Raw genomic sequence first — 26,908 nt, forward strand, 5'->3', positions numbered from 1 at the left:
CATCCCTATTGAACCCCCCGCCACATAATCGGTAACACCCTCTTTATTGAACGATGTTTAGTAATGGTGTTTATTAAACGTCGTTAAATAAAACAACGATAGATACCGAGAGGGAACCCCCATGGATGAGAGTGCGATTCAACGCCATTCCGGCGGCTGGTTGTTCTATGTAAAGGCGGCCTTTGGCATCAGCCTCGGCCTGATGGTGCTGGGCATCGTCTGGTTGCCAACGGACCTGTGGATCAAGGGCTACCTGGTGATGGGCATCATGTTCGTGGTGGGCTCCACCATTACCCTGGCCAAGACCCTGCGCGACGACCACGAAGCCCGGCGACTGATCAACCGCATCAGCGAGGCGAAGACCGAGCGCCTGCTCAAGGAATACACGGAGTGAACAACGCCTGACGCCGGCCTGGTGAAACCCTCGTGGTGTCGTCAGGCCTCTGACTAACGACCAAGCTCTGGAGAATCATCATGGCCACCGCCTGGAACAAACTGAAAACCCTGATGCGCGGCCAGGCCCGTGTCAGCATGGAACAGATCGTCAATGCCAACGATATGCTGTTGCTCGATCAGCAGCTCTATGAAACCGAGCAGTCCCTGCGTGATGCCCGCCGGCAGCTGGCGCGTTTGATGGCGGAGCAAAAACTTAACCGCCGTCGCAGCGACGAGCTGCTCGGTCAGATAGGCTACTACGAAAAGGGTGCCCGCCAGGCCCTGGCCGCCAGCAAGGATGCGCTGGCGCTTGATATCGGCAAACGGCTGGCGGATCTTGAACAGCAACAGGCTCGCCTGGAACAACAGGGCATTGCCCTCAACCAGCAGGAAGCGGAATACCAGCGCTTCATCCAGCAAGCGGCAGACCAGTTGAAAACCCTGCGTCATGACCAGTCCCTGGCCAGAACCCAGGAGGCTCTGTTCGGGCAGAGTCAGAATCGGGACGCTCAGGGGCGCGGTCTTGCCGAACGACTCAGCGACAGCAAACAGACTCTGCAGCAAATCCAACAACGGCAGGAAGAATGCCGTCTGTTGTGGCACAGTGAGATCCACTGTGACTGGCAGACCGGCGAGAGTCAGAGCGACAGTCTGGACAGGCGCATGGCCGATGCCGGCATCGGTGACAGTCAGACCGAGCGGGCGCGGGTGATTCTGGCAAGACTGCAAACGTCCTGAACCAGATCATCCGGGGGAGCGGTCGAACGACCGCTCCCACAAGGACTATGTGGAAATGGCATCAGCGATAAGGAAGACCGGTGGCACGTCGTAACCAACACAGCCGCGAGGAACTGCAGGCGCTGGCCGTTCATGCGGTGCGCGAACTGGTGGCGGAACAGGGGCTGGCGAAACTCAGCGTGCGCAAGGTGGCGGAACGTATCCGTTATACCCCGGGCATGCTCTATCACGTTTTCGCCAACCTGGATGACCTGATCCTGCATGCCAACGCGGCCACATTGGATGCCTTGCTGGCGCAGATGGAGACCGGGAAAACCGCCTCCCCGCAGCAGGCCCTGCATCACATGGCCAGCGCTTACCTGGACCTGGCCCGGGATCAGACCGCCCTGTGGCAGATGGTCTTTATGCATCGCATGCAAAAGGCGGCGCCGGTACCGGACTGGTATCTGCAGCGCACCGCCCGGTTGTTTGCCCAGGTGGAACAACAAGTGGCCCGACTGGCCGATGGTCAATCCAGCCCGATGATTCACCTGGCTGCGCGGACCCTGTGGAGCAGCGTCCACGGCATTGCCGTACTGGCGGCGGAAAACAAACTGGATGTGGCCGGGGATGTGGATGAGCAGGCCATGCTGGATTCGTTGCTGGAGCATTACCTGAATAGCTGGCCGGGAAAGTAACAAGCTACAAGCTTTATGTTCCAACACGGGCCCAGGCTTTGAGAGTCTGGTTGCCATGGATCCGCGCTGAAAATCGGGGGCGCGGGCAAGGCGTTTTTAACAAACAAGAATCGTGGTTCGTGTTGCAGCTTGAAGCTTGTCGCTTGCTCATGCCTCACGGGACAGGAATAAAAAGGCGAGAAAATGAAAAAAGGGTTGTTCTCTCTGCTGGCGTCACGCCGCTTCGGGCCTTTCTTCTTTACCCAGTTTCTCGGGGCTTTCAACGACAATGTGTTCCGTCAGGCACTGATACTGTTGATTGCCTCCGGGGCGGTCACGGCGGTTAGCGTCAACACCCTCAACAACGTGGCCCTGGCCCTGTTTATTCTGCCCTTCTTCCTGTTCTCGGCCCTGGCGGGTCAGGTGGCGGACAAGTACGACAAGGCGTCGCTGGTCCGCAAGATCAAGTTCGTGGAAGTCTGCATCATGTCTGCCGCCGCCGTGGGTTTCTTTTTCGATGCGGTGTATTTCCTGCTTGGCGTACTGTTTTGCATGGGTCTGCAGTCCACCTTCTTCGGGCCCATCAAATACTCCATCATTCCCCAGCAGCTGGATGACAAGGAGCTGGTATCCGGTAATGCGCTGGTAGAAATGGGCACCTTCCTGGCCATTCTGCTGGGTTCCATTTCCGGGGTGCTGTTGAAGATGGACGGTGTCGGCGATGGTGTGGTGGCGATCACGGTGGTGGCGCTGGCCCTGCTTGGCTACCTGGCCGCACGTGGCATTCCTTCGGCACCGGCGGCGGACGATGGTCTGAAAATCAACTGGAATCTGTGGAAGGAAACCTGGCATATCGTCGGCTATGCCCGGGAGGTGAAATCGGTCTGGATGTGCGTGCTGGGCATCTCCTGGTTCTGGTTCCTCGGCGCTGCCTATACCACCCAGCTCAAGGTCTACGTGGATGACTACCTGTTGGGCACAGATGGTCTCTACGCGGTGCTGCTTGGCACCTTCTCCATCGGCATCGGGTTGGGCTCCTTCCTCTGTGAAAAACTCTCCGGCAAGCGGGTGGAGCTGGGGCTGGTGCCGCTGGGCTCCATCGGCCTGAGCGTATTCGGAGTGGATCTGTTCTTTTCCTATGCCGGTCTGCAAGGTAATGGTCAGGTAGATATCGCCGGCTTTCTGCAACAGGCTGGTGGCTACCGGGTACTGATGGATTTGCTCGGCATCGGTGTGTTTGGTGGTTTTTATATTGTGCCGCTATTCGCCTTTATCCAGCACCGCAGCAACCCCAAACACCTGTCGCGAATCATCGCCGCCAACAACATTCTCAATGCCTTGTTGATGGTAGGGTCGGCAGTGGCCGGCATCGTGCTGGTGGGCGTGCTGGAACTGACCGTACCCCAGTTCTTCCTGGCGTTGGCGCTGGCCAATGTCCTGGTAGCCAGCTACATCTATACGGTGGTGCCGGAATTTCTTATCCGGCTGCTGGTGTGGATGCTGACCCATACCATGTACCGGGTAAAACACCATGGCATGGAGCATATTCCCGACGAAGGGCCCTGCATGCTGGTGTGCAACCACGTGAGCTATGTGGATGCCCTGTTATTGGCTGGCGCGATCCGCCGGCCGGTGCGCTTTGTCATGTTCAAACCGATCTATGACATGCCGCTGCTCAATTATATTTTCCGTACCGGCAAGACCATTCCCATTGATTCCAAAACCCGCAACCCGGTGATCTATGAACGGGCCTTTGTGCGCATTCGCGAGGAGCTGGAGGCCGGCGAAGTGGTGTGCATCTTCCCGGAAGGCAAGCTCACCGAGGACGGTGAGGTGGCTGAATTTCGCGCCGGCATTGAAAAGATTGTCGCCGATTATCCGGTGCCGGTGATCCCCATGGCCCTGTCCGGACTGTGGGGCAGTTTCTTCAGCCACAAGGGCGGCAAGGCCCTGACCCGGTTGCCGAGCCGCTTCTGGTCTCGCATTAAACTGGCAGTGGGGGACGCGGTGGCACCGGAACAGGTACGCGCGGATGATCTGCGCGAACGGGTCATGACATTACGCGAGCGGCCCTGAATTCATGGCGTTGCGTAAAACATACGGACAGTAACTTGCACTAAAATGAAAACCGAGCACACTCAATAATAAAGCGGTCTTTGTTTATCTCCGGCGATACCGGGAAAACATCGGTAAGCCACAAAGGCCCGAAACCACAATAAGAACAGGAAACAACCGTGTCTGATTCCCCTCTCTCGCCCGCCGCCCTGCGGGCGCGAATACAACATTTGTTGTATCAGTTGCCGCCCGTGCAGCGTGCCGATGAACGCCTGCATCAAGTGGAACAGGATGTCCTGCAGGGGCTAAAACATCGCCTGGAAGGGTTGGAGCCGCCCGGTAGTCTGGGCGGTGCGGCGGACAGTTTTCAGCAGTTGCTGGAAGTGTCCATGGAGCAGAGCCAGGAGCAGGCTCGCGCCATGCTGATCAGCCAGGTTCTGGCCGGCACCACGGCCGATGAAGCCCGCTTGCTGGCCGCCTTGTCCGATGGCAGTGGTTTTCCCATGCTGACGCTGTTCACCGGCGGTCGTCTGTCACGCGGGGAAGTGTTGCACCGACATTCCAACATCGGTCGGGCTGCCGGTATCCAATGCACGGATTTCATCGCCTTTTATCTTAGTCGTCTTTTTGCCCGCGGCCTGGTGGTGGCATCCGGGTTCAGCGAGGAGCGGCGCACCGATTACGAACTGCTGGAAGGCGACAGCGATTATCGCAACGCGGAAGCGGCGCTGAAGGCGCACTCCCCGAAATTGAAAGTGCGCCGTGAAACTCTCCACATCAGCCCGGTGGGCAGCAAGGTGTGGGCGTTGTTGAGCGAAGCCGCAGTGAGTGAGGAGTAGCCTGTGATTACCGATCCCAATCTGATTCTGGCGGACCTTCAGGCCAACTGGCTGCTCTATCTGGCCATGCCGTTTGTGGCCGCTGCCATTGGTTATTACACCAAGGTGGTGGCCATCAAGATGATGTTCAAACCACTGAAGTTTGTGGGCTGGCGACCGTTTCTGGGCTGGCAGGGTATCGTACCGCGCAAGGCCGCCACCATGGCGAGCGTGGCCTGCGATCTGATGATGGAGCGCTTACTCAAACCTGAAGATGTGTTCGATAAGCTGGACCCCCAGCGGGTGGCGGCCGAGATTCGCGATCCGCTGATTCGCGCGGTGGAAGACATTACCCGCGAGGTCGCTGCCGAATACCAGCCAGGGCTATGGGAGTCAGCCCCGGAATCCGTGAAGAACCTGCTTATCCAGCGTATCCAGAATGAAGCGCCGCACATGGTCGAGCAGATCATGACGGACATCAAAAGCAACATTACCCGGGTGTTCGATCTCAAGGATCTGGTCACCAGCGCGCTGGTGCGCGACAAGGAACTGCTTAACCGGGTGTTTCTGGAAGCCGGTCATGTGGAATTCAAGTTCATTCGTAACTCCGGCATCTATTTCGGTTTTGCCATCGGTATTGTTCAGGCCATCGTCTGGGCCTTTACCCATAACATCTGGGTGATTCCGTTGTTTGGTCTGTTCACCGGCTGGTTTACCGACTGGCTGGCGCTGAAGATGATCTTCAACCCGAAACAGCCGGTGCGTTATCTGGGGCTGTTCGAATGGCAGGGCCTGTTTCTGCGCCGCCGCAAACAGGTGGCGGCCCGTTATGGGGAATTGGTGGCCACGGAGATCGTTACTCCGGCGGCGGTGATCGGCGCCATCCTGACTGGCCCCATGTCCGACCGTCTGTTCGGCCTGGTCCAGAAACAGGTGCAGCGCACCATGGATGAACAAGCCGGTCTGGCCAAGCCGCTGGTGGTGTTCGCCGTGGGCAGCACCCGGTATCAGGAAATGAAGCGCTCAGTGTCCGAGAAGGTGATGCAGCACCTGCCGGAAACGCTTACCCACATGGAAGCCTATGCGGAAGAGGCCATGGACCTGAAAAACCTCATGGTAGAAAAAATGCAGGAGCTTACCGAAGAGGAATTCGAGGGGTTACTCAGGCCGGCCTTCCAGCAGGATGAATGGATTCTGATTACCGTGGGGGCGTTACTCGGCTTCCTTGTTGGTGAGCTGCAGGTGCATGCGATGATTCACTTTGCGGTGCCGGTGGGGTGAGTGCCGGGTCATGAGCTACGAGTTGCGAGAGCCAGCTTATGCGGGGTTTTCGTGGCTCGACCCTTCCTGATTTAAGTCTCTCCTTATCATCAGGGTCAGGTTCGTACCTCTGAAGGTGCTGTTACATTGTCCCTTGCCCCGGTTTCCCCGCAGCCGCTACAGTACCTCCATGCTGCAAATCACTCCCAACCTGTCCCTGGCGGAACATGAGATCGACCTTCAGGCAATCCGCGCCCAGGGCAGCGGTGGCCAGAATGTGAACAAGGTCGCCTCCGCGATTCACCTGCGCTTCGATATTCGCGCCTCCTCCTTGCCAGATCGCTATAAGGAACGCCTGCTGGCACTTAGCGATCAGCGCATCACAGCCGACGGCGTGGTGGTGATCAAGGCCCAGCAGTTTCGTACCCAGGAAATGAACAAGGAAAACGCCCTGGCGCGGCTGGCCCAGTTGATCAAAAGCGTGACCGTGGAGCAGAGGCCCCGCAAAGCCACCCGCCCTACCCTGGGCAGTAAACGCCGGCGCATGGACAGCAAAACCAAGCGCGGCAAGACCAAATCCCTGCGCGGCAAGGTCGACCCAGGGTAGATAGTATTTCAATGGCCCTGTAATGGCGTACAAGGTGCCGATTCAGGTTCCAATGACAGACAAATAACGGCGAAAGGCGCATTGTTGGAGATAACAAAAAGGACAGGCTCTTCTGCTTTTATCTTGCATATACAGAGTGTGAGCAACCACTGAATGATCACACACATGGTTAGGGTGATTCGCAGTACGTTGGCATTCGTTCTCCCGCCAATAGTTGGCATGCTGTTGTTCTTGTTGAGTGCACCTTTCGGCCGCCGGCGGGCAGCGAATCTGGGCATTGCCGTAGTGACTCGTCTGGGGCTCGGCCTGGCGGGCATCCGCCTGCAAGTCAGCGGCGACACCGCGTTGCTGAATCAACGCCCGGCGGTGTTCGTGATCAATCACCAGAGTGGTACCGACCCGATTATCGTGGCGTCCCTGTTGCAACGAAATATGGTGGCTATCGCCAAACATGAATTGCGTTATCACCCCTTGCTGGGTCCGCTCATGCGCATGTTGGGCACGGTCTTCGTGAAACGGGAACAGGGCATCGGGCCCCAGGTGTTGGCACCGTTACTGCCCGCGTTGGCACAGGGATATGCGGTGGCGCTATCGCCGGAAGGTCGCCGTAGCCGAGATGGCACCTTACAGCCCTTCAAGCCCGGCGCATTGTGGCTCGCTCAGCAGGCCGGAGTGCCCTTGATACCAGTGGTGCTGCACAACAGCAGCGATATTCTGCCGGCCAGGGGTCTGCTCATGCGTTCGGGAACAGTGCGAATCACCCTGCTACCGGCACAGCCGGCCACTCTCACCCCGGATCAACTACGCCAGGTCTTTGCCGATGCGCTGGCCGCATAACCTCCTGCTGATCAGCCTGCTGTCAGTGGCCGGATTGTCGGCGCAGGCGGCAGACCCGGTCACACGCACGGCCATGCCGGGACCGGATCAATTCGAACTGCGGGCGGTGTTGCCGGTCAGCCTGGATGCGTTATTGCCAGTGTTGGAGCAGCCCTGCCACGTTCGCCAATGGATGCCGGGGGTGGAAACCCTCACCATTCTCAAACGTCCCTCCGCTACCCAGACCCTGGTGTACATGGCGCGCCAGGCTCCCTGGCCCCTCAGTGGACGCGATGCGGTTACACTGTTTGAACGGCACCCCGGCGAACCGGTTGTGTTGACCATGCAGGGCGAGCCAGAGGCCTGGCCCAGGCAGCCGGGCCATGTGCGAGTACCGTTTACCGAAGGCAGCTGGACCTTGCAGACTGAGCCTGGAAACGGCAGCACCCGTGTGGTGTATCGGCAACGGGTCAATCCCGGCGGCGGCATCCCCCAGTGGCTGGCGGACCGATTCGCCCCGGGGCACATGGAAGCGGCGCTGGCCGCGCTGGAGAACTATGTACGCAATCCGCAACGCACTGACTGTACTGCTGCTGAGCCTGCCCGTAACGGCGCTGGCTGATACCCCTTGTGAGAAAGGTTTTTTTGCGCTGCAGCAGGCGTTGAAGCGCGCTGATATCCATGATGCCCAGGCGCAGGCGTTGCCGGGTTACCCGCATCTGGGCGTGAATCGCTGGTTGGCCTTTCTGCAACAGCAGGCCGTTAGCGAGTCCCAGCAACAACAGTGGATTCGTCTGGCCACCGCAGAGGCCTGGCGGGATCAGACAGTGCTGGCCCAGCGCCTACCTGCCAACAGCAACGGGGTCTCCCCTCAAGCAGCGCAAAAATTGTTGGCTACTTGTTTGCCCGTACTGGCTGCCCGCACCGATTTTTCCACCTTGCCTCAGGCCGAGATCCCGGACAGCTACGCCACCTGGCTTCGGGTTATCGGGATGTACCCCCTAACGGCCTGGTTGGCGACGGGTTCCATCGACAACTATCACCAGGATATGACCGCTCGTTTCACTTCCCCTGCGCCGCAACCCCGACGGCAGTATGCGCCGCCAACAGGAGCACCGGCCCCAGTGGCGCCGCAAACGCTGGCCTCGAATCCTCTGCAAGTTCCCCTGCCGGATGCAGAGCAGTGGCAGGCACTCTTGCAGCACTACGGCCCGGTGCTTGCCGTGGCTGACACACAGAGTTGGAATACGCCGGGCCGTGTGCAGCTGGATGACACGCATAGGCCTGTGATCAACACCCAGCAACCCGTCAGTTACAGCTGGCCCAGCTGGACCCACTTTCGCGGACAAAATCTGCTGCAGCTTAACTACCAGTTCTGGTTCAGCCAACGCCCGAAAAGCGGGTGGCTGGATAGTTACGCGGGCACCCTCGATGGCTTGATCTGGCGGGTGACCCTCAAGGCCAATGGTGAGGTGCTGTTCTATGACAGCATCCACCCTTGCGGTTGTTACCATAAAATCTACCCGGTAGACCCGACATTGACCGCTGCCGAGATGGACGGCGACAAGCCGGTGTTCTATCCCGGAAACGTGGCTGATGCCCGTGACCAGCGACTGGCCCTGTTATTGGAGCCGGATACCCATTATCTGGTGCGGGTTACCGCCGTCGATGACTCACTACCGACCACTGCCTATCAACTGGCCGATGCAGATGACCTTCGTGCCCTGCCGGCCCCGGATGGCAGTGTCGACAGCCTTTTCAATGCCAACGGTTTGGTGCCGATTTCAAAACGGGGGGAGCGGCTCTTCCTCTGGCCGATGGGCGTGCCGTCCGCCGGGGCCATGCGTCAACCTGGCGAACATGCTATCGCCTTCAAGGGCCGGCGCCACTTTGATGACGCCACACTGACAGACACCTTGTTTGAATGACGGCGACTAAAGCGTGAGCCGCGTCATGCCAGGGGTGCCCGTTCCTGACAATCGCTGAAGCATTGACTGAATCTCACCCCTTGCTTGGCGTTATCGGACCATTCGCTTGGCGCGACCCTTTGCTAAGCTTGGTGCCGGACTTTTTCTTGGAGCTACATCATGAAAGCCATTGTCACCACCGGTTGGAGCCTGTCTCCCACCCTTAGCCTCACCGACAGGTCAGTGCCTGAAAGGCTTGGCGCGAACGATGTGCTGGTGCAAGTGCATGCGGCCTCCGTGAATCCCAAGGACTGGAAGTTGAACTACCATGCAGCGGTGGCGTTGTCGCCCCTGCTAGTTAACAAGCTGCCGCCCTTCTTCGGTGATGATCTGGCTGGCGTGATTATCGACAAGGGCAGCAAGGTGCGGGATTTCGAGATCGGCGATGCGGTTTACGGGATGGACATGCGCCCGCGCACCGCGTCCCTGGCGGAACTGACGCGCATCGACCAGAAGCGCATCGCCAAAAAACCGTCGTCGCTGACGTTCCAGCAGGCAGCTTCCATGCCGCTGGCGGCGCAGACGGCTTTGCAGGGGCTGCACAAGGGCAAGGCAGAAGCCGGCAAGAGAGTATTGATCATCGGCGCCTCCGGCGGTGTCGGCACCTTCGCCGTGCAGATCGCCAAGGCCATGGGCTTACACGTTACCGGGGTCTGCAGTGGCCGCAACGCTGACTTCGCTCGCGAACTGGGTGCCGACGAGATCATCGACTACACCCTGGGCGACTACCGCCACACCGCCGGCGCTTTCGACCTGGTTTTCGACGTGACCTCCTACGAATCCCCGCGCACCTGTGATGCCCTTATAGCTGAAGATGGCTGGTTCATCTCTACCGGTGGTGACGCCCGCTCCATGCTGATCACACCGTTCTACCGTGTGTTCGGAAAGCACTGCGGCACCGTGGTGGTGGAGTCCTGGACGCGGGATCTGGATACACTGTCGGGCCTGGTGGAAAGCGGCAAACTGCGCCCCATCATCGACAGCGTTTTTCCTCTGGCGGAAAGCCAGCAAGCTTATGATCGCAGCCGCACGGGCCGGTGTCGGGGGAAGGTGGTGATTGAGGTGATGGCCTGAGAGTGAATCATCCGTAGGAGCTATGCTTGCATGGCGAACCCTTCCGCAAGCCTGTTCGCCATGCAAGCATAGCTCCTACAGCAATCGGTATTGGGGGCTGGTTACGCCACCCCCGCCTTGGCCGCCCTCGCCGCATGCAGTTTCTTGTAGCTTTCAATAAGACGCTGATGTTTTTCCAGGCCTTCCAGCTGCATGTTGGTAGGCGTCAGGCCATGGAAACGGACCGTACCATTCACCGAGCCAACCACCGCCTCCATAGTGTCATTACCAAACATGCGCTGGAAGTTAACCAGATAATCCTCCAACTCCAGCTCGTCATCCAGGGTGATTTCCAGCACCGCACGCATGGCCTGGTAGAACAGCCCGCGTACCACCGTGTTGTCGTTGAACTGCAGGAACATATCCACCAGTTCCAGCGCTTCTTCATGACGCTGTAGCGCCAGGTTGATCAGCAGCTTCAGTTCCAGCACGGTAAGCTGGCCCCACACGGTGTTCTCGTCGAACTCGATACCGATCAGGGTAATGATGTCGGTGTAGTTGTCGATCTGGCTTTCTTCCAGGCGCTCTGTCAGCTGGCTGAGCTGGTCGTCGCTAAGGCGGTGCAGGTTGAGAATGTCTTCCCGGTAATCCAGCGCCATGTTGGTGTTGTCCCAGATCAGGTCTTCCACCGGGTAGACCTCGGAAAAGTCCGGCACCAGAATCCGGCAGGCCGATGCACCCAGCTGGTCGTAGACCGCTACGTAAGCCTCTTTTTCCAGATCATCAAGAATAGCGAACAGCCGCGCGGCTTCTTCCTCATTGCTGCCGGAAAAATCCCACTCGCAGAAATTTTCATCTGCCGTGGCGCTGAAGAAGCGCCAGCTCACCACCCCGGTGGAATCAATAAAGTGCTCCACGAAATTGTTGGGTTCGGTGACTTCCTGGCTATTGAAGGTGGGTGGCGGCACATCGTTGAGGCCTTCGAAACTGCGGCCCTGCAGCAGCTCGGTAAGGCTGCGTTCCAGTGCCACTTCAAAACTCGGGTGGGCGCCGAAGGAGGCAAATACCCCACCAGTGCGCGGGTTCATCAGGGTCACGCACATCACCGGGAACTGGCCGCCCAGGGAGGCATCCTTCACCAGCACCGGGAAGCCCTGCTCTTCCAGCGCCTGGATGCCTTCCACAATCGCCGGGTATTTGGCGAGCACGGCGTCGGGGACATCCGGCAGGGTGATTTCTTCCTCGATGATGTGCTTCTTCACCGCCCGCTCGAAGATTTCCGAGAGGCACTGCACCTGCGCTTCGGCCAGGGTATTGCCCGCACTCATGCCGTTACTGAGGAACAGGTTTTCAATCAGGTTGGAGGGAAAGTACACGGTCTCGCCATCGGAGTGGCGTGTAAAGGGCAGCGAGCAGATGCCCCGGTCCACCCGACCGGAGTTGGTATCAATCAGGTTGGAGCCACCCAGCTCCCCCTCCGGGTTGTAGATGCCCAGGCAGTAGTCATCCAGGATTTCCGATGGCAGCGCATCGTTGGGCCCGGGTTTGAACCACTTCTCGTCGGGATAATGCACGAAGTCGCTGTTGGCGATCTCTTCGCCGAAGAACTGGTCGTTGTAGAAGAAGTTGCAGTTGAGCCGTTCGATGAACTCGCCCAGCGCCGAACAAAGCGCCGCTTCCTTGGTGGCGCCCTTGCCGTTGGTAAAGCACATGGGCGAGGCCGCATCGCGGATATGCAGGGACCAGACATGGGGGACGATATTGCGCCAGGACGCGATCTCGATCTTCATGCCTAGTTCTTCGAGGATGGCGCTCATGTTGGCGATGGTCTGCTCCAGCGGCAGGTCCTTGCCCTCGATAAAGGTGCGATGTTCCTCGTCCGGCGTCACCATCAGCAGCGCCTGGGCATCCTCGTCAAGGTTTTCCACCTGTTCGATCTGGAATTCCGGCCCGGTCTGGATCACTTTCTTCACCGTGCAGCGATCAATGGAGCGCAGGATTCCCTGCCGGTCCTTGTCGGAAATATCCTCCGGCAGCTCCACCTGAATCCGGAAAATCTGGTTATAACGGTTTTCCGGGTCGACGATATTGTTCTGCGACAGGCGGATATTGTCCGTGGGGATATCCCGCGCCTTGCAGTACACCTTCACGAAATAGGCCGCGCACATGGCCGACGACGCCAGGAAATAGTCAAACGGACTGGGTGCCGAGCCATCGCCCTTGTAGCGGATGGGCTGGTCGGTGATGACGGTGAAGTCGTCGAACTTGGCTTCCAGGCGAAGGTTATCGAGGAAGTTGACGTTGATTTCCATGGCGGGGCTACCGGGGTTGCGAAATGGCGGGCGAAGGGTCGCCATTATCCCGGTTTTAAACGCTGTCGTCTTGGTTGTTGAATCCGGGCCTTCTGACGGGGCCCATGCCATGGCCATTATTTTTGCATAACAAGGCGGCAAGTGTGCGACAAAATGCCACATGTCCCCGCCCCGCGAATCCCCATACACTCTGCCGCCGTTATCGGGCCCAGTGCCCTGCCGTCCTTGCCGAATACCCTGGGGAATCGTTCATGCTGTCTTCATCGCGCCAACCGTTGCTTGCCTGCCTGTGTCTGTTGATCTCCGTGGATGCCATCGCGGCAGACGACGAGGCCAATGTGCTGGCGCCGGTGACCGTAGAGGGCTCCGCGGAAAATGCCGCCGCGGAAACCCCAATCGAACTCCAGCGCGAGCAGGCCCTGACCCCCGGCGCGGTGACTCTGGTGGACACGCAGACGCTCAATGAGCGCAACGTGGTCAGTATCGGAGACATGCTGCGCTATGTGCCGGGCATATGGACCGCCACCGGTGCCACCGGCGATGCCACCTTTCTGTCCAGCCGGGGCTCCAACCTGGATGCCACCAACTTCGATGGCAACGGCGTCAAACTGATGATTGATGGCCTGCCGGTGACCGCTGCCGATGGCAACAACCACAACAGCTTTATTGATCCGATGGCCGCCCGCTATGCGGCCATTGCCCGGGGTGCCAATGCGCTTACCTACGGCGCCAGCACCCTGGGTGGGGCCATCGACTTTATCAGCCCCACGGCCCGTAACACCAACAACCAGATTTCCCTTAGTGGTGGCTCCCACGGCACCGTGCAAAGCCGGATTACCGGTGGTGTCGTGGCCGGTGACAAGGATGCGCTGGTGACCGTGGAGCAGCGCAGCTATGACGGTTACCGGGAGCACCAGGAGCAGCAGCGCGGCAGCGTTTATGCCAACACCGGCTGGCAGATCAGCGATACGGTGGAAAACCGCTTCTACTTTTCCTACACAGATAACGATCAGGAGCTTGCCGGCTCTCTCACCCGGGCCCAGTTCGATGAGGACCCCTACCAGGCCGGGGAAAACAACGAGCGCGGCAACTTCCTCAAGAATGTGGAAACCTGGCGTGTGGCCAACCGCACCCGCTGGCAACTCAGTGACACCAGCAATCTGGTGGTGGGCGTTTCCTTTGAAGACCAGTCGCTCTATCACCCGATTGTCGAGAATCCGTTCTTCAGCTTGTTGATCGACAACGACCAGACCACCTTCGGTACCACCGTGCGTTTCGACAAACAGATGGGCAACCATGATCTGCTGCTCGGGCTCAACTACGGGCAAACCTGGGTGAAAGGCGGCAACTACACCCACAGCGGCGGCATCCGCGATGCCCTGACCACCAAAGTGGATAACAAGGCGGACAACCTGGAAATCTTCGCCATGGATCGCTGGCACTTTGCCGAGCGCTGGACACTGGTCTACGGGGCCCAGGCGGTCACCGGGAGCCGGGAGGTAGATAATGTAAACGTATCCTCCGGTGCACAACGCAATCCCAACGACACCTACGAATCCTTCAATCCGCGCCTTGGGGTGATCTACCAGGTGGCCGATCGCAGCGAGCTGTTCGCCAATGTGAGCAAGCTCTATGAGGCGCCCACCCTGTACGAGCTGGAAGACGAGGTCCAGGCGAACAATGACACCCTGGATGCCATGCAGGGTGTGGTCGGGGAAGTGGGAACCCGGGGTGTGGCACCGTTTGGCCAGGATAACGAGTGGAATTGGGAAGTGGCGGTCTACTACGCCCAGATCGAGGATGAAATTCTCTCTGTAGATAATCCGGCTGCACAGGGCACCAGCCTGGTCACCAACGTGGAAGACACCATCCACGCCGGCGTGGAAGCCCGGGTGGGTGCCAGCTTTGCCCTGGGCGATGGCCGCCACCGCATCGAACCGCTGTTGAGCATGACCTATAACGACTTCACCTTCGATAACGACCCGGTCTACGGCGACAACCAGCTGCCGGTGGCCCCGGTGTTCTTCATCAAGGGTGAAGTCATGTACCGCCATGCCAACGGTTTCTTTGCCGGCCCCACCTTCGACATCGTCGATGACCGTTTTGCCGACTTTGAAAACAGCTATGAGGTGGACGGCTACGAACTGGTTGGCCTGCGTACCGGTGTCACCCGTGATGCCTGGGAAGTCTATCTGGAAGGCCGCAACCTGACCGATGAAGCCTACGTGGCCAACCTGACCGTACGGAATGACGCGAACATCAACGATGCCCTTCTTCAGGCAGGCGAACCCCGTTCCGTGTTCGCGGGCATCCGCTTTGATTTCTGACGAGAGGGTCTGCCCATGAACGCTGTCAATCCAGCCGGATCCGGGCCCACCCGTTTCTACCGGGCGGTGTGGCGCTGGCATTTCCTGGTCGGCATGCTGGTGCTTCCCTTCCTGTTTATGTTGGCGTTCACCGGCCTGCTGATGTTGCTAAGCAAGCCGCTGGATACGGCCCTGAACGCGTCACTGCAGACGGTTGAAGCAGGGACCAATCCCCTGCTCGCCTCCGTGTTGCTGGAAACCGTGGAGCAACAATATCCGCATGCCGCAGTAAAACTCTACCTGCCGCCCCAGGCTGCCGATGAGTCCGCACGGTTTTCTCTGCAGCCCCATTCCCATGCCGGCCACGGTGGCCATCATGCGCCGGCCACCGTAGTCTATCTGAATCCCTATACCGGACAGATACTGGGTGACCGGGATCCCGCTGCCAGCCTCTATGCGCGTATCAAGACATTCCATGGCTCCCTGTTCCTCGGTGACCTGGGAGATGCCCTGATCGAAATCGCTGCCGGTCTGGCAGTACTGATGATCGTCACCGGCCTCTATCTGGCCTGGCCGAAGGGCGGCCTGCGCGCCCTGATTCCTTCCCGGACCGTCAGCAGCCGGGCGGACTGGCGCGGCTGGCACCTGGGCATTGGCTGGCTGATTGCCCTGCCGTTGTTGTTCTTCCTGATCTCCGGCCTGGCCTGGACCAACATCTGGGGTGGCAAACTGGTGCAACCCTGGGGTTCCCTGCCGGGCACCCGCTTTGATGCCACACAGGTGGTCCCGGAGGCCGTCGACAGCCATCACGCCATGAACGAAGCCGGCCTGCATCGCGTGCCCTGGGCGGTGGAGCAGACCCCCATGCCGCAGGGCAGTACGGGTGATGGGTCCCTGCGACTGGATGATGTGGTGAGTCAGGCCCGTGCACAGGGGTTCGGCAATTTCCGTGTGCATTTCCCGCAACAGGACAATGGTGTCTGGACGGTCTCGGCCACCACCATCGCCGGCGACCTGACAAACCCGATGGACGAGCGCATCCTGCACCTGGATCCCGCCACCGGCCAGGTTCTGCAGGAAATCCGCTTCGCCGACTATCCGGCCATGGGCAAAGCCATGGCCGCCTCCATTCCGCTGCACCAGGGGGACCTGGGTCTGTGGAACTGGCTGCTCAATCTGCTGCTGGTGACCCTGATACTGGCGCTCACCGTCACCGGGGCCCTGCTCTGGTGGAAGCGCCAGTCCCGCCGTGCCCCGCCCCGCGCCGAACCGGCCCCGGCACGCACCGTGGCTGTGATCATGCTGGTGGTGGCTCTGGCCTTCCCGCTCTCCGCCGCGGCCTTGCTGGCCATTATTCTGGTGGATGCGTTGCGGGCGTTACGCAAAGCCGCCCCAGCGGCACCGTAACAGGGGTGGCCCGTCGACGCCGGGAGGACGCAACGGCCGCCAGGCAGTTCCCCCCTGTCTTTCGCGCACAAACCTTGATCCATATCTACATTCGCCGTTTCGCCCCCTGCTAGCGTCAAGAACCTGCAGCACGGCAAACGGAGAGGGATCATGCGCATCGTATGGGGCCCGGCCTATGAGCTGGGTATCCTGGTCATCGACCAGCAGCACAAACGCATCGTGGACTACATCAACGACCTGGACCGTCTGGTCGGCCAACCTGGCGCCCAACTGGGCGTGGCCCGGGTGCTCTATGATCTGGTGGACTACACCGAATCCCACTTCAGCTTTGAGGAAGCGCTTATGGAGCGGGCCGGTTATGACGAGCTGGATGATCACCACTCTCTGCACCGCAAGTTCACCTTTCATATCGAGTCTCTGATGCGCCGCCATGAAGAAGGTGAAGCCGTGGCAGAGCCGCTATTGCAGGTGCTGGAGAAGTGGCTGTTGCATCATATTCTCGAAGAAGATCGTGACTATACGGAGCAGGTACGGGATTTTATCGACGGTATTGGTCGGGAACGGCTTGGCGGGTGGGTCAACGAGAATCTGCGCAAGCATTTTCGGGTGACGTAATCGCGGGTACAGCGTTATTGCCAAGCGCCGATCATGGCGCGATGGATGGAGCAGGTCGTGCAGCGGCTGGTCTGCGGTTGCGTTACGTAGGGAGTTACGCGGAGAATCAAGCGAGGACACACACAAAGTGAGGGAGTCACGAGTGGTAGAGTCGCGTAGCGTAACCGTGTTTTATGACGAGGTAATGCTCGGCCATAACCCCCAGGTGGATTTGCCCTTTCTTCCCAGCCGGGTGGAAAAGCGGGTAAGAAGTATTCTCGGTGGGCTGAACTTCAAATGGGACTACCCGGAACACCCCGGCCGGCTCACCGCCATCATGGACTTGCTCAAGCAGGAACCCATCGAGGGCGTACAGTTCCAGTCAGGCTCACCCGCCACCTACGAACAACTGGGACGTGTCCACACCACCACCTACCTGGATCATATCTTTTCCCTGGCAGGCAAACGCGCCTGGCTGGACAGCGACACCACCGCTGTTTCGCCGGAAAGTATTTCCGCAGCCAGCTCCGCGGCGGGGAATGCCATTGCCGCCGTGGAGAGCGTGGTAAAGGGCGAAACGAAAAGCGCATTCGCTCTGGTTCGTCCTCCCGGCCATCATGCCGAACCGGTGCGAGCGCGGGGATTCTGCCTGTTCAATAACGTGGCCGTGGCCGCCGCCCATGCCCAGGCAAAACTGGGTTGCGAGCGCATCCTGATTGTTGACTGGGATGTACACCACGGCAACGGCACCCAGGACATCTTTTGGGCCGACCCGGATGTACTGTTCTTCGACACCCACTGCGCCGCGCCATTTTATCCGGGCTCCGGTAATTTGAATGAGGTGGGCGCCGGCCTGGGTGAGGGGTATACGGTTAACGTTCCCTTGCCGGAGGCTTCTGGTGATATCGCCATGGAAAAAGCCTTCCGCGACATTTTGATTCCCGCTGCAGACCGTTTTGAGCCCGACCTGGTGCTGGTCTCTGCCGGCACCGATCCCCACCACAACGACATGGCGTTCAATCTGAGCTACGACGGCTTCGCCGCCCTCACCGGCATCGTCCAGGGCATTGCCGACAAACATTGTGACGGCCGCCTGGTACTGGTGCTTGAGGGTGGCTACAACCTGACCTCGCTCGCCCGCGGCGTACATACCATGCTGACCGTAATGGCCGGCGGCGATGTGCCGGAACTGATGGAATGCGGATTACGTGAGGTGATGGAAGCGGCGGAGTTTCATCGGGATGCGTTTGAGGAGGAGTAGGTATTGCGGGCTGTGCGGGTAGTATTTTTTGCTATCTGTAACCGCTAAATGGAGTCAAAAATTTCTGCGCTTGTACATGATCAAAGGCCTTACCCATTTTCCTGTTTTGATCATGTCACGCTGGGCAGTTAACTGCCCGGCATGGCCAACCACTAAAACAGTTTTCGCCATGAAAGCATCATGGTGATGTGCTCTGTTTCCATCGTCTCATCGGTGGAGTGGAAGCGGTGTTCGGGTCGTCAGGCGACGGAGCCGAACACCTGAATGATATTCCCCAGTCGCGCGGTAAACTTGTCGCCGCTGTTGAGCGGGCCGACGCCGGCGGGGGTGCCGGTGAAGACTACGTCGCCGGGTTCCAGGGTGAAGGTCTGGCTGATTTCGCTGAGTAACTCGAAGGTGGGGAACAGCATCTGGCCGGTGTGACCGTGCTGGCGCACCTCGTCGTTGATTTCCAGGGTGACGTTGAGTTTCTGCTTCACGGAAATGCCGCGGGCATCGATGAAACCGGATACCGGGGCGGCGCCGTCGAAGGCTTTGGCCCGTTCCCAGGGGTGGCCTTTTTCTTTCAGGGTGTTCTGTACGTCACGCAGGGTCAGGTCCAGGCCGACGGCGTAGCCGGCGATGCTGAAGCGGACGTTGTCCAGGTCGGTTTCCTTGTGAATCCGTTTGCCGATCAGCACTACCATTTCCACTTCGTGGTGCACCTCGCCCTGCCCTTTGGGCAACTCGAGGGGTTCGTGCAGGCTTACCAACGAGGTGGCCGGCTTCATGAACAGGATGGGGGCGTCCGGGACGTCATTGCCCAGTTCTCTGGCATGGTCGGCGTAGTTGCGGCCCACGCACACCACCTTGCCCACCGGGATGTCGATGGGCGCGCCGTCGATCCAGCGGTGTTTATAGCCGTCCTGATCCACCGGGGTGTTCACTTCATCAAACATCGAACAGTTTCCCCGGGTTCATGACGTTGTTGGGATCGAAGACGTGTTTTACCGCTTTCATGCAGGCGATTTCTTCCGGGCTGCGGGAATATTCCAGATAGGGTTTCTTGGTCATGCCCACGCCGTGCTCTGCAGAGATGGAGCCGTTGTATTTCTCGACAATTTCGAACACCCACTTGGAGACGTTGTTGCACTGGGCGAAGAAGTCTTCCTTGGCCAGGTCTGCGGGCTTGAGGATGTTCAGGTGCATGTTGCCGTCGCCGATGTGGCCGAACCAGACGATCTCGAAATCCGGGTAGGCGTCCTGCACCACGGTGTCGATGTCTTCCACGAAGTCCGGCACCTTGGAGACAGTGACCGAGATGTCGTTCTTGTAAGGGGTGTGCGGAGCGATGGATTCGGAGATGCGCTCACGCAGCTGCCACAGCTGGTCGAGCTGCTGCAGGGACTGGCTCATGACGCCGTCCAGCACCCAGCCTTCTTCCACGCACTTTTCGAAGATGGCCATGGCCTGATCGCCGGTGGCCTCTGACAGCTGTTCGAATTCCAGCAGGCAGTAGAACGGGCACTCGGTGTCGAAAGGTTTGGCAACGCCGTGTTCCAGCACGTGGGCCATGGCCTTGTCGGAGAAGAACTCGAAGGCGGTCAGGTCGATGTCCTGCTGGAAGGCGTGCAGGATCTTCATCACTTCGCGGAAACCCGGTGCACCCAGCACTAGCGCGGTCAGGTCTTTCGGTTCGCGGGCCAGTTTTACCGTGGCTTCTACCACAAAGCCCAGGGTGCCTTCGGCGCCGATGAACAGATGACGGAAGTCGTAGCCGGTGGCGTTCTTGATCAGGCCCTTGTTCAGGTCCAGCAGTTCGCCCTTGCCGGTGACCACTTTCAGGCCGGTGATCCAGTCGCGGGTCATGCCATAGCGAATCACCTTGATGCCACCGGCATTGGTGCCGATGTTGCCGCCGATCTGGCTGGAGCCGGCAGAGGCGAAGTCCACCGGGTAGAACAGGCCCTTCTCTTCGGCGAATTCCTGCAATTGCTGGGTGATGACGCCGGGCTGCACGGTGACGGCGCGGTCGAATTCGTTGAAATCGAGCACCTTGTTCATGCGATCGAAGGCCACCACCAGCTCGCCGTTGGCGGCTACCGCCCCGGCGGACAGGCCGGTGCGACCCCCGGAGGGCACCAGGTGCAGGCCGTGGTCGTTGGCGATTTCCACGATCTGCTGTACCTCGTCGATGGTCTCCGGCAGCGCTACCGCGCAGGGGGCCGGCGCCCATACCTTGGTCCAGTCGACCCCGTAGCGCTCCGCGCTTTGCGGGTCGGTAAGGAGGCGATTGCCAAGCAAATCAGTCAGTTGCTCCAGCGCAGCATGGGCATGGGCGGTCATCAACGGGTCTCCTGCAGGGGTAAAACGCACGATGTTGAGGCGTTCTCACGGCAACTTGAGCAATCCGACGGCTCGGCTGCTCTCAATTTGAGCGGGCTATGTTAACATACGCGCCCATTTCACAGGCTACCGAGACTGAATCATGGCCGATACTTCTCTTGAGAAGGACAAGATCCGCGTTCTCCTGCTCGAGGGCATCCACGAAAACGCCGTGGAGAACCTGAAAGCGCACGGCTATAGCAATGTGGAGCTGCTGCCCACCGCGCTGACCGGCAACGATCTGGCAGACAAGATCAAGGATGCCCATTTCGTCGGCATTCGCTCCCGCACCCAGCTCACCGAAGAGGTGTTCCAGGCTGCGGAGAAATTGATCGGTGTGGGTTGTTTCTGTATCGGTACCAATCAGGTGGATCTGAATGCCGCCCTGAAGCGTGGTATCCCGGTATTCAATGCCCCCTATTCCAACACCCGCTCGGTGGCTGAGCTGGTGATTGCCCACACCATCAACCTGATGCGTGGCATTCCCGAGAAGAACGCCTCTGCCCACCGCGGTGGCTGGCTGAAGTCTGCCAAGGACAGCTACGAGATCCGTGGCAAGACCCTGGGGATCGTGGGTTACGGCAACATTGGCGCTCAGGTGTCGGTGCTGGCCGAATCCATGGGCATGAAAGTGAAGTTCTACGACGTGATTCCCAAGTTGCCGCTGGGTAATGCCGAGCAGGTGAGCAGCCTCACCGAGCTGCTGGGGCAGTCCGACGTGGTCAGCCTGCATGTGCCGGACACCGCCGCCACCCGCTGGATGATCAAGGAAGAACAGATTCGCGCCATCAAGCCCAAGGGTTACCTGATCAACTATGCCCGCGGCAAAGTGGTGGACATCGATGCCCTGGCCGGTGCCCTGCGCGACGGCCACCTGCTGGGCGCTGCCATCGACGTGTTCCCGGAAGAGCCAAAGGGCAACGACGACGAGTTCATCAGCCCGCTGCGTGAATTCGACAACGTGATCCTGACCCCGCACATCGGTGGCTCCACCCAGGAAGCCCAGGTGAACATCGGCACCGAAGTGTCCGAGAAGCTGATTCGCTACTCCGATAACGGCGCCACCCTGGGCGCGGTGAACTTCCCGGAAGTGGCCCTGCCGGCTCACCCGGACATGCACCGTCTGCTGCACATTCACAAGAACGTGCCCGGCGTGCTCACCCAGATCAACACCGTGTTCTCCGAGAACGGCATCAACATCTGCGGTCAGTACCTGCAGACCAACGAAGAGATCGGTTACGTGGTCATCGACGTGGACAAGGGCTACAGCCAGCTGGCGCTGGAGAAGCTGCGCACCATTGATGGCACCATCCGCACCCGGGTGTTGTTCTAGACGACCCGGTGTTTCTGCAGGAGCGTTCGTTCGGGCGCTCCTGCGGAACTGTGAAACACTCGACAAAAAGCCGGTGGCGGGCTACCTTGCTTGCTCCGGCTTTTTTCGTATTTAACCTATGAGACGACTCAGGAAAGGATGCCTGTTGGTTGCAGGGCTGCTGGCATTGTCCGGCTGTGCCACAAACTCCCTGTTTGTGCCCTACCCCAATCAGGCCCAGCAATGGAAGGCCTCGCTGGCCACCGCCCCGGTGACCCCGGCGGCCACCCAGAAGCTGGAAAAAGCGGCCAGTGGCGGCGATGGCGTGCTGTATCTGCAGGAACTGGGTCGAGTCAGTCAGCTTACCGGCCAGCGTGAGCAGAGCCGCGAAGCCTTTGCCGGCGCCATTCAGAAATATGACGACGAAGACGCCAGTGCTCGCATTCAGGTGTCATCGCTGACGGCTTCCGCCTCCTCATTGATTACCAACGACAATGCCCGCGGCTATGTGGCGCCGGACTACGAGCGCATCTTTACCCATGCCTATCAGGCCCTGAATTACTGGGATGCCAACGATCCTACCGGCACCGCCGTGGAATTGCGTGGCGCGGCCTTGGAGCAGCGGGTAGCCGCCGACAAGCGCGACAAGGAAATTGCCAAGGCCGAGGAAGCCGCAGAAGAAAACAACGTGGACCTGAGCCAGTTCGATGGCTATTTCCAGGGCATTAATGCGGTGGCCGGGGAAGTGAAAGCCAGCTTCCAGAACGCCTGGACCTTCTATCTGTCCGCCCTGTTCTGGGAAGCCCACGGTGAATACAACGATGCCCTGGTGGACTACAAGAAGGCCCTGGAGATCCACCCTGAGCTGGACATGCTCAAGGAAGACGTACAGCGGGTGTCCAATGCCATGAAGGGCCGTCCTGCCGAGGACGGCATGGTGGCAGTGCTCTACGAGCAGGGCTTCGTGCAGGCGCGGGAAGAATTCAGCCTGCCCATTCCCACCGTCCACGGTATCTTCTCGGTGGCCTTCCCGACCTATTCCCTGACCAGCAAGCCGCGGCCCAACAGCCTGCGCGTGCTGGACAGCGCCAGCCAGCCACTGGGCGAAACCGTAGTGCTGGCCGATGTGGGGGCCCTGGCCGCCAAGGATCTCAAAGAGCGTCTGCCCGGCATGCTGGTTCGCCAGACCCTGCGTGCTACGGCCAAGTACAACTTGCAGAAAAAGGCCAATGATGATTTCGGCCCGCTGGGGGCCTTTGCCACCCAGCTGTATAACCTGGTCAGTGAGCAGGCGGACCGGCGTAGCTGGCTGACCCTGCCGGCCTATGCCCAGGCAACACGATTTTCACTGCCTCAGGGGGAACATACCCTTGTATTGAGCACCCCCGGGGGCAATGCTACGTTGACGGTACCGGTGGTAAACCGTGGCCTCACCGTGATTCATGTGGCGGCCGTTCCCGGCCAGCTGATTACCCGCGTGTTACCCGTTCAGGAGGGACCCTTATGACACTGTTACGCCCGATGCTGGCGCTGCTGCTGGCCGCGATGCTGGCGGCCTGCTCGGCCACCAATATGGGCCGCATGGAAGTGGATGAAGACGGCCAGACCATCACCAAGGTCTATTCCAGCAACAGTCTGCTGGCCAGCCGTATTTCCGTGCAGGACCTGAAGCAAAAGACCGTGGGGGACCTGCTCTATATACAGGCCACCCTGGAAAATGACTGGAAATTTGAACTGGATTTCCAATACAAGTTCAAATGGTTCGATAAGGATGGTTTCGAGCAGGCCCCGGAAGGCCAGCCCTGGCGGCAGGTGGTGATGGCCGGTCGTAGCCAGAACAGCGTCCAGGCCGTTGCCCCCAACCCGTCCGCGGTACGCTTTGAAATCTGGGTACGCGAATAAACGTCGCGTACCTTTCTAAAGGGAACAAGGAGAAAATCATAATGCTACGCGTACTTTCCATGCTGCTGCTGGGCAGCGCCCTGGCCCTGTCAGGCTGTGCCTCCAAGGTGGATTACGGTGATGCCCAGGCCCGCGAAACCGTGAACACGGATTTCGGTTCCACCGACCTGCAGATGATCGCCGCCAAGATGGTGGATGACATGATGGTGTTCCCGCCCATCGTGCAGATGACCCAGAACCGCCGTCCGGTGGTATTCGTGGATCGCATCAAGAACAAGACCACCGAGCATGTGGACACCGAGTCCATTACCGACACCATTCAGTCCAAGCTGATCAACTCCGGCAAATTCCGTTTTGTGGACATGTCCGTGGTCGATCGCGTGCGTCAGCAGCTGGACTACCAGAGCGATTCCGGCCTGGTGGATCCGTCCACTGCCGCCGCCATGGGCCGCCAGATCGGCGCCGAGCTGATGATGTACGGTAACTTCTCTTCCATCGTCAAGCGCGATGGCAGCACCAAGGACGTGTACTACAAGTTCACCTTGAAGCTGCTCAATATCCAGACCGGCATTATCGAGTGGACCAACGAAAAAGAAATCCGCAAGACTCGCAGCAAGAGCCTGTTCGGGTTGTAAGGACGCTGCACGCAACCGGTGCTCCCGCTTGCGTGCAGGCTAACCAGACATGGAGGCCGTTATGACCAAGCACCTGTTCGCTCCGTTATTTTTCATCCTGTTGCTGTGTTCGTCACTGGCCCAGGCGGCCACGGAAACCATTTCCGTGTCGGCCCGGGGTTACGGCGACAACCCGGAACAGGCCATGACCAATGCCCTGGTGGCAGCGGTGCGACAGGCTGGCGGGGTCAGCGTGGCGGTGGACCCGAACTTCCGCACCAATATGCTGGAATGGGTGATTCGCCAGCAGGGTGATGTCAGCACCTGGATCGGTACCGAGACCTCGGTGCCGGAACCGCAGCTGCCCACCCTGGGCAACATCAAGAGTTACCAGGTGCAGTCGGTGAAGCAGGTGGAAGACGGCCTGTGGCAGGCGAATGTGCAGGCGGATGTGCTGCGCCCCAAGGCGCTGGGCGCGGATCGCTCGCACCTGCCAGGCATTGCCATCACCACCTTCGACAGCCGCAAGCCCCGCTATGATCTGGGCGATCTGCAGGTGCCGGCCAGCCAGGTGCAGCGTCAGTTGCGCGATGATCTGGTTACCGCCTTTACCCAGTCCGGGCGCTTCCGGGTGCTGGACCGGGCCAACCTGGATGCCATCGACCAGGAGCAGGCGGTGGTGCAGGAAGGGAGTGTGGCGCCGGAAGAGCTGGTCCGTCTGGGGCAGCGCAAGGGTGCCGATCTGCTGCTGGTAGGTACCATCGAGGACTTCAGCATCGGCGACAGCCAGCGGGAATTCTACGGGGCCAAATTCTCCGGCTATGAACCGCGCATCCGCGTTCGCTATCGGCTGATCGACACCACCACCAGCGAAATCCTGTGGGCGGATCTGTTCGACTGGAACAAGTCCGAAGCCTCCATCCGCGAAGTGGCCCGTCAGCTCAATATCGACGACCGCAATCATCCGGAACGGCTGGCGGATGAACTCTACCCGGCCATTGCCCGTGCCATGGCCGGTGCTGCCACCGACGTGCTCTACCCGGTGCAGATCATCAAGGTGCAGGGCGACACGGTCTTCCTCAGCCAAGGTCAGGGCCGGCTGGAGCAGGATGCCAGCATGCAGGTCTACCGCCCTGCCGGGGAAATGAAAGACCCGGACACCGGCCTGACCATCAAGCTGGAGGGTAACGTCCTGGCTACCCTGACGGTCACCGACGTGCGCCCGGATTATGGTGTGGCCCGTCTGGAAGGCCCGGCCAGTAGCGCGCTACAGGCGGGTGACCGGGTGCGTACTTCGCGCCAGTCCAGCGATCCCGCCGCCCGCCCCGCCGGGCAGAAAGCCAGCCCGGGCTCCTCGGAAGCGCCGATTCAGTGGTAACCACAAGCCCCCTTCCCGGGGGCTTTTTATTGGCTCAGCTGGAGATCACGTGTCACGCCCCGACATCTCACGTCCCGAGATCTTGCTGGTCTACGACAAGGAATGCCCGGCCTGCCATGCCTACTGCCAGGTGGTGCGGATTCGCGACAGCGTGGGTGAGCTGCGCATCGTGGATGCCCGGGAAGACAGTGAGGTGATGCGCGAGATTACCGGCGCCGGCATGGATATTGACCAGGGCATGGTGCTGAAGATGGGCGACCAGCTCTACTACGGCGCCGATGCCATCCATGCCCTGGCCCTGATCGGCAGTCGCTCCGGCGTGTTTAACCGCTTCAACTACTGGATGTTCTGTTCCCGGCGCGTGTCGACAGTGCTCTACCCGCTGCTGCGTTTCTTTCGCAACCTGCTGCTGAAGCTATTGGGTAAAACGCGCATTAACAACCTCAATCAGCCTGGTCGTGATCGGTTCTGATTTTTCTTCTAGATTTGCCCTTCCATGGGTCGAGCCTTTTGATAGAAATGCCTACGAATAATTCAGAGATGTCGTCTTTTCTGTCGTGGTGTTGATAGCAACCCTGTCTGTATGGTCAGACGATATCAGGGAAGTCGTCTTCGGGCGGGGCGGTATTCCGAAGCAGGGAGGGTTTATCACGTCACCTCTGTGACGAATGGCCGCTACCCTTTCTTCTCCGACAATCACCTCGCAAGTCAGGTGTGCAGAACGCTTTTCTGGAGTGACCAGTCAGGTGCTACTTCAACCCTTTGCTATATGCTCATGCCGGATCATCTGCACTGGCTCTTTCAACTTGAAGACGGTGCTTCCTTGTCAAAAGTGATGTTAAGAATGAAGGGGAGAAGCGGTCGGCTTTGTGGCGCTGCAGTCTGGCAGAAGGGATACCACGACCATGCGATACGCAAAGAGGAGAGCATTCTGGATGTGGCGCGATATATAGTCGCGAATCCTTTGCGTGGCGGGTTGGTACGTTCACTAAGAGACTACCCGTACTGGAACGCCGCCTGGCTATAACCCCCTGTAGGAGCACCTCTTGAGGT

General features: G+C 59.5%; 25 protein-coding genes. 22 read left to right on the top strand and 3 right to left on the bottom strand.

Going from position 1 to position 26,908, the window contains the following annotated elements:
• The first annotated feature begins 121 nt into the window (after nucleotides 1–121).
• The 11 genes from B3Q33_RS00310 (at nucleotide 122) to B3Q33_RS00360 (ending at nucleotide 10,426) form a co-directional block, all read left to right on the top strand.
• On the top strand, nucleotides 122–394 hold the full coding sequence (locus tag B3Q33_RS00310; protein ID WP_272963034.1) for a YiaA/YiaB family inner membrane protein: 273 nt from the start codon (nucleotides 122–124) through the stop codon (nucleotides 392–394).
• 80 nt (nucleotides 395–474) lie between these two features.
• Complete coding sequence (locus B3Q33_RS00315) at nucleotides 475–1,173, top strand: PspA/IM30 family protein (protein WP_272963035.1); 699 nt, start codon at nucleotides 475–477, stop codon at nucleotides 1,171–1,173.
• An 80-nt stretch (nucleotides 1,174–1,253) separates the two neighbouring features.
• Entirely contained in the window at nucleotides 1,254–1,850 is a 597-nt protein-coding gene (locus B3Q33_RS00320) for a TetR/AcrR family transcriptional regulator (RefSeq protein ID WP_272974656.1), read from the top strand.
• A 183-nt stretch (nucleotides 1,851–2,033) separates the two neighbouring features.
• Nucleotides 2,034–3,905, top strand: coding sequence for an MFS transporter (locus tag B3Q33_RS00325; RefSeq protein WP_272974657.1), 1,872 nt, complete (start codon nucleotides 2,034–2,036; stop codon nucleotides 3,903–3,905).
• A gap of 158 nt (nucleotides 3,906–4,063) precedes the next feature.
• Entirely contained in the window at nucleotides 4,064–4,723 is a 660-nt protein-coding gene (locus tag B3Q33_RS00330) for a hypothetical protein (protein WP_272974658.1), read from the top strand.
• Between the two features lie 66 nt (nucleotides 4,724–4,789).
• Entirely contained in the window at nucleotides 4,790–5,983 is a 1,194-nt protein-coding gene (locus B3Q33_RS00335) for a DUF445 domain-containing protein (RefSeq protein WP_289622860.1), read from the top strand.
• A gap of 169 nt (nucleotides 5,984–6,152) precedes the next feature.
• Nucleotides 6,153–6,569 carry an alternative ribosome rescue aminoacyl-tRNA hydrolase ArfB gene (gene arfB / locus B3Q33_RS00340; protein ID WP_272963284.1) on the top strand — a complete coding sequence of 139 codons (417 nt, stop codon included), beginning with the start codon at nucleotides 6,153–6,155 and terminating at the stop codon, nucleotides 6,567–6,569.
• Between the two features lie 219 nt (nucleotides 6,570–6,788).
• A complete protein-coding gene (locus B3Q33_RS00345) occupies nucleotides 6,789–7,406 on the top strand; it encodes a lysophospholipid acyltransferase family protein (protein ID WP_272974659.1) in 618 nt (205 codons plus the stop codon).
• On the top strand, nucleotides 7,390–8,007 hold the full coding sequence (locus B3Q33_RS00350) for an START domain-containing protein (RefSeq protein WP_272974660.1): 618 nt from the start codon (nucleotides 7,390–7,392) through the stop codon (nucleotides 8,005–8,007). Before B3Q33_RS00345 ends, B3Q33_RS00350 begins: the two co-directional genes overlap by 17 nt.
• Entirely contained in the window at nucleotides 7,943–9,313 is a 1,371-nt protein-coding gene (locus tag B3Q33_RS00355) for a hypothetical protein (RefSeq protein WP_272974661.1), read from the top strand. Before B3Q33_RS00350 ends, B3Q33_RS00355 begins: the two co-directional genes overlap by 65 nt.
• A gap of 159 nt (nucleotides 9,314–9,472) precedes the next feature.
• Nucleotides 9,473–10,426 carry an NAD(P)-dependent alcohol dehydrogenase gene (locus tag B3Q33_RS00360; RefSeq protein WP_272963280.1) on the top strand — a complete coding sequence of 318 codons (954 nt, stop codon included), beginning with the start codon at nucleotides 9,473–9,475 and terminating at the stop codon, nucleotides 10,424–10,426.
• Between the two features lie 101 nt (nucleotides 10,427–10,527).
• Here the strand turns inward: B3Q33_RS00360 and B3Q33_RS00365 are convergent, their stop codons facing one another.
• Nucleotides 10,528–12,717, bottom strand: coding sequence for an OsmC domain/YcaO domain-containing protein (locus B3Q33_RS00365; protein ID WP_272974662.1), 2,190 nt, complete (start codon nucleotides 12,715–12,717; stop codon nucleotides 10,528–10,530).
• Between the two features lie 251 nt (nucleotides 12,718–12,968).
• Here B3Q33_RS00365 and B3Q33_RS00370 point away from each other — a divergent pair, with 251 nt between their 5' ends.
• The 4 genes from B3Q33_RS00370 to B3Q33_RS00385 all read left to right on the top strand — a co-directional run bounded on the left by B3Q33_RS00370 (nucleotide 12,969) and on the right by B3Q33_RS00385 (nucleotide 18,285).
• Entirely contained in the window at nucleotides 12,969–15,044 is a 2,076-nt protein-coding gene (locus B3Q33_RS00370) for a TonB-dependent receptor family protein (protein WP_273009975.1), read from the top strand.
• Between the two features lie 15 nt (nucleotides 15,045–15,059).
• Nucleotides 15,060–16,430, top strand: coding sequence for a PepSY-associated TM helix domain-containing protein (locus B3Q33_RS00375; RefSeq protein WP_272974663.1), 1,371 nt, complete (start codon nucleotides 15,060–15,062; stop codon nucleotides 16,428–16,430).
• Between the two features lie 150 nt (nucleotides 16,431–16,580).
• On the top strand, nucleotides 16,581–17,045 hold the full coding sequence (locus B3Q33_RS00380) for a bacteriohemerythrin (RefSeq protein ID WP_272963098.1): 465 nt from the start codon (nucleotides 16,581–16,583) through the stop codon (nucleotides 17,043–17,045).
• Nucleotides 17,046–17,187: 142 nt separating this feature from the next.
• A complete protein-coding gene (locus tag B3Q33_RS00385; protein ID WP_272974664.1) occupies nucleotides 17,188–18,285 on the top strand; it encodes a histone deacetylase family protein in 1,098 nt (365 codons plus the stop codon).
• A gap of 239 nt (nucleotides 18,286–18,524) precedes the next feature.
• Here the strand turns inward: B3Q33_RS00385 and B3Q33_RS00390 are convergent, their stop codons facing one another.
• Together B3Q33_RS00390 and B3Q33_RS00395 are read right to left on the bottom strand one after the other, a co-directional pair.
• Entirely contained in the window at nucleotides 18,525–19,223 is a 699-nt protein-coding gene (locus B3Q33_RS00390; protein ID WP_272974665.1) for a fumarylacetoacetate hydrolase family protein, read from the bottom strand.
• Entirely contained in the window at nucleotides 19,216–20,610 is a 1,395-nt protein-coding gene (locus B3Q33_RS00395) for an FAD-binding oxidoreductase (protein WP_272974666.1), read from the bottom strand. The genes B3Q33_RS00390 and B3Q33_RS00395 overlap by 8 nt, the downstream gene beginning before the upstream one ends.
• 142 nt (nucleotides 20,611–20,752) lie before the next feature.
• On the opposite strand from B3Q33_RS00395, the gene serA reads away from it, so the two are divergent.
• The 7 genes from serA (at nucleotide 20,753) to B3Q33_RS00430 (ending at nucleotide 26,882) form a co-directional block, all read left to right on the top strand.
• Nucleotides 20,753–21,982, top strand: coding sequence for a phosphoglycerate dehydrogenase (serA, locus tag B3Q33_RS00400; RefSeq protein ID WP_035245729.1), 1,230 nt, complete (start codon nucleotides 20,753–20,755; stop codon nucleotides 21,980–21,982).
• A 145-nt stretch (nucleotides 21,983–22,127) separates the two neighbouring features.
• Nucleotides 22,128–23,468 carry a COG3014 family protein gene (locus tag B3Q33_RS00405; protein ID WP_272974667.1) on the top strand — a complete coding sequence of 447 codons (1,341 nt, stop codon included), beginning with the start codon at nucleotides 22,128–22,130 and terminating at the stop codon, nucleotides 23,466–23,468.
• On the top strand, nucleotides 23,465–23,863 hold the full coding sequence (locus B3Q33_RS00410; protein WP_035245734.1) for a YcfL family protein: 399 nt from the start codon (nucleotides 23,465–23,467) through the stop codon (nucleotides 23,861–23,863). The genes B3Q33_RS00405 and B3Q33_RS00410 overlap by 4 nt, the downstream gene beginning before the upstream one ends.
• Nucleotides 23,864–23,904: 41 nt before the next feature.
• Nucleotides 23,905–24,498, top strand: coding sequence for a penicillin-binding protein activator LpoB (gene lpoB / locus B3Q33_RS00415; RefSeq protein ID WP_272963102.1), 594 nt, complete (start codon nucleotides 23,905–23,907; stop codon nucleotides 24,496–24,498).
• A 61-nt stretch (nucleotides 24,499–24,559) separates the two neighbouring features.
• Nucleotides 24,560–25,855: a CsgG/HfaB family protein gene (locus B3Q33_RS00420; protein WP_272974668.1), complete on the top strand. Its 1,296-nt coding sequence runs from the start codon at nucleotides 24,560–24,562 to the stop codon at nucleotides 25,853–25,855.
• A 49-nt stretch (nucleotides 25,856–25,904) separates the two neighbouring features.
• Nucleotides 25,905–26,327 (top strand): DCC1-like thiol-disulfide oxidoreductase family protein, encoded by a 423-nt coding sequence (locus B3Q33_RS00425; RefSeq protein ID WP_272974669.1) that lies wholly within the window; start codon nucleotides 25,905–25,907, stop codon nucleotides 26,325–26,327.
• A gap of 111 nt (nucleotides 26,328–26,438) precedes the next feature.
• On the top strand, nucleotides 26,439–26,882 hold the full coding sequence (locus B3Q33_RS00430; protein WP_272963105.1) for an REP-associated tyrosine transposase: 444 nt from the start codon (nucleotides 26,439–26,441) through the stop codon (nucleotides 26,880–26,882).
• Nucleotides 26,883–26,908: the final 26 nt, after the last annotated feature.

The sequence above is a fragment of the Alcanivorax sp. UBA3183 genome (genome assembly GCF_002364155.1).
Lineage (GTDB): Bacteria > Pseudomonadota > Gammaproteobacteria > Pseudomonadales > Alcanivoracaceae > Alcanivorax > Alcanivorax jadensis.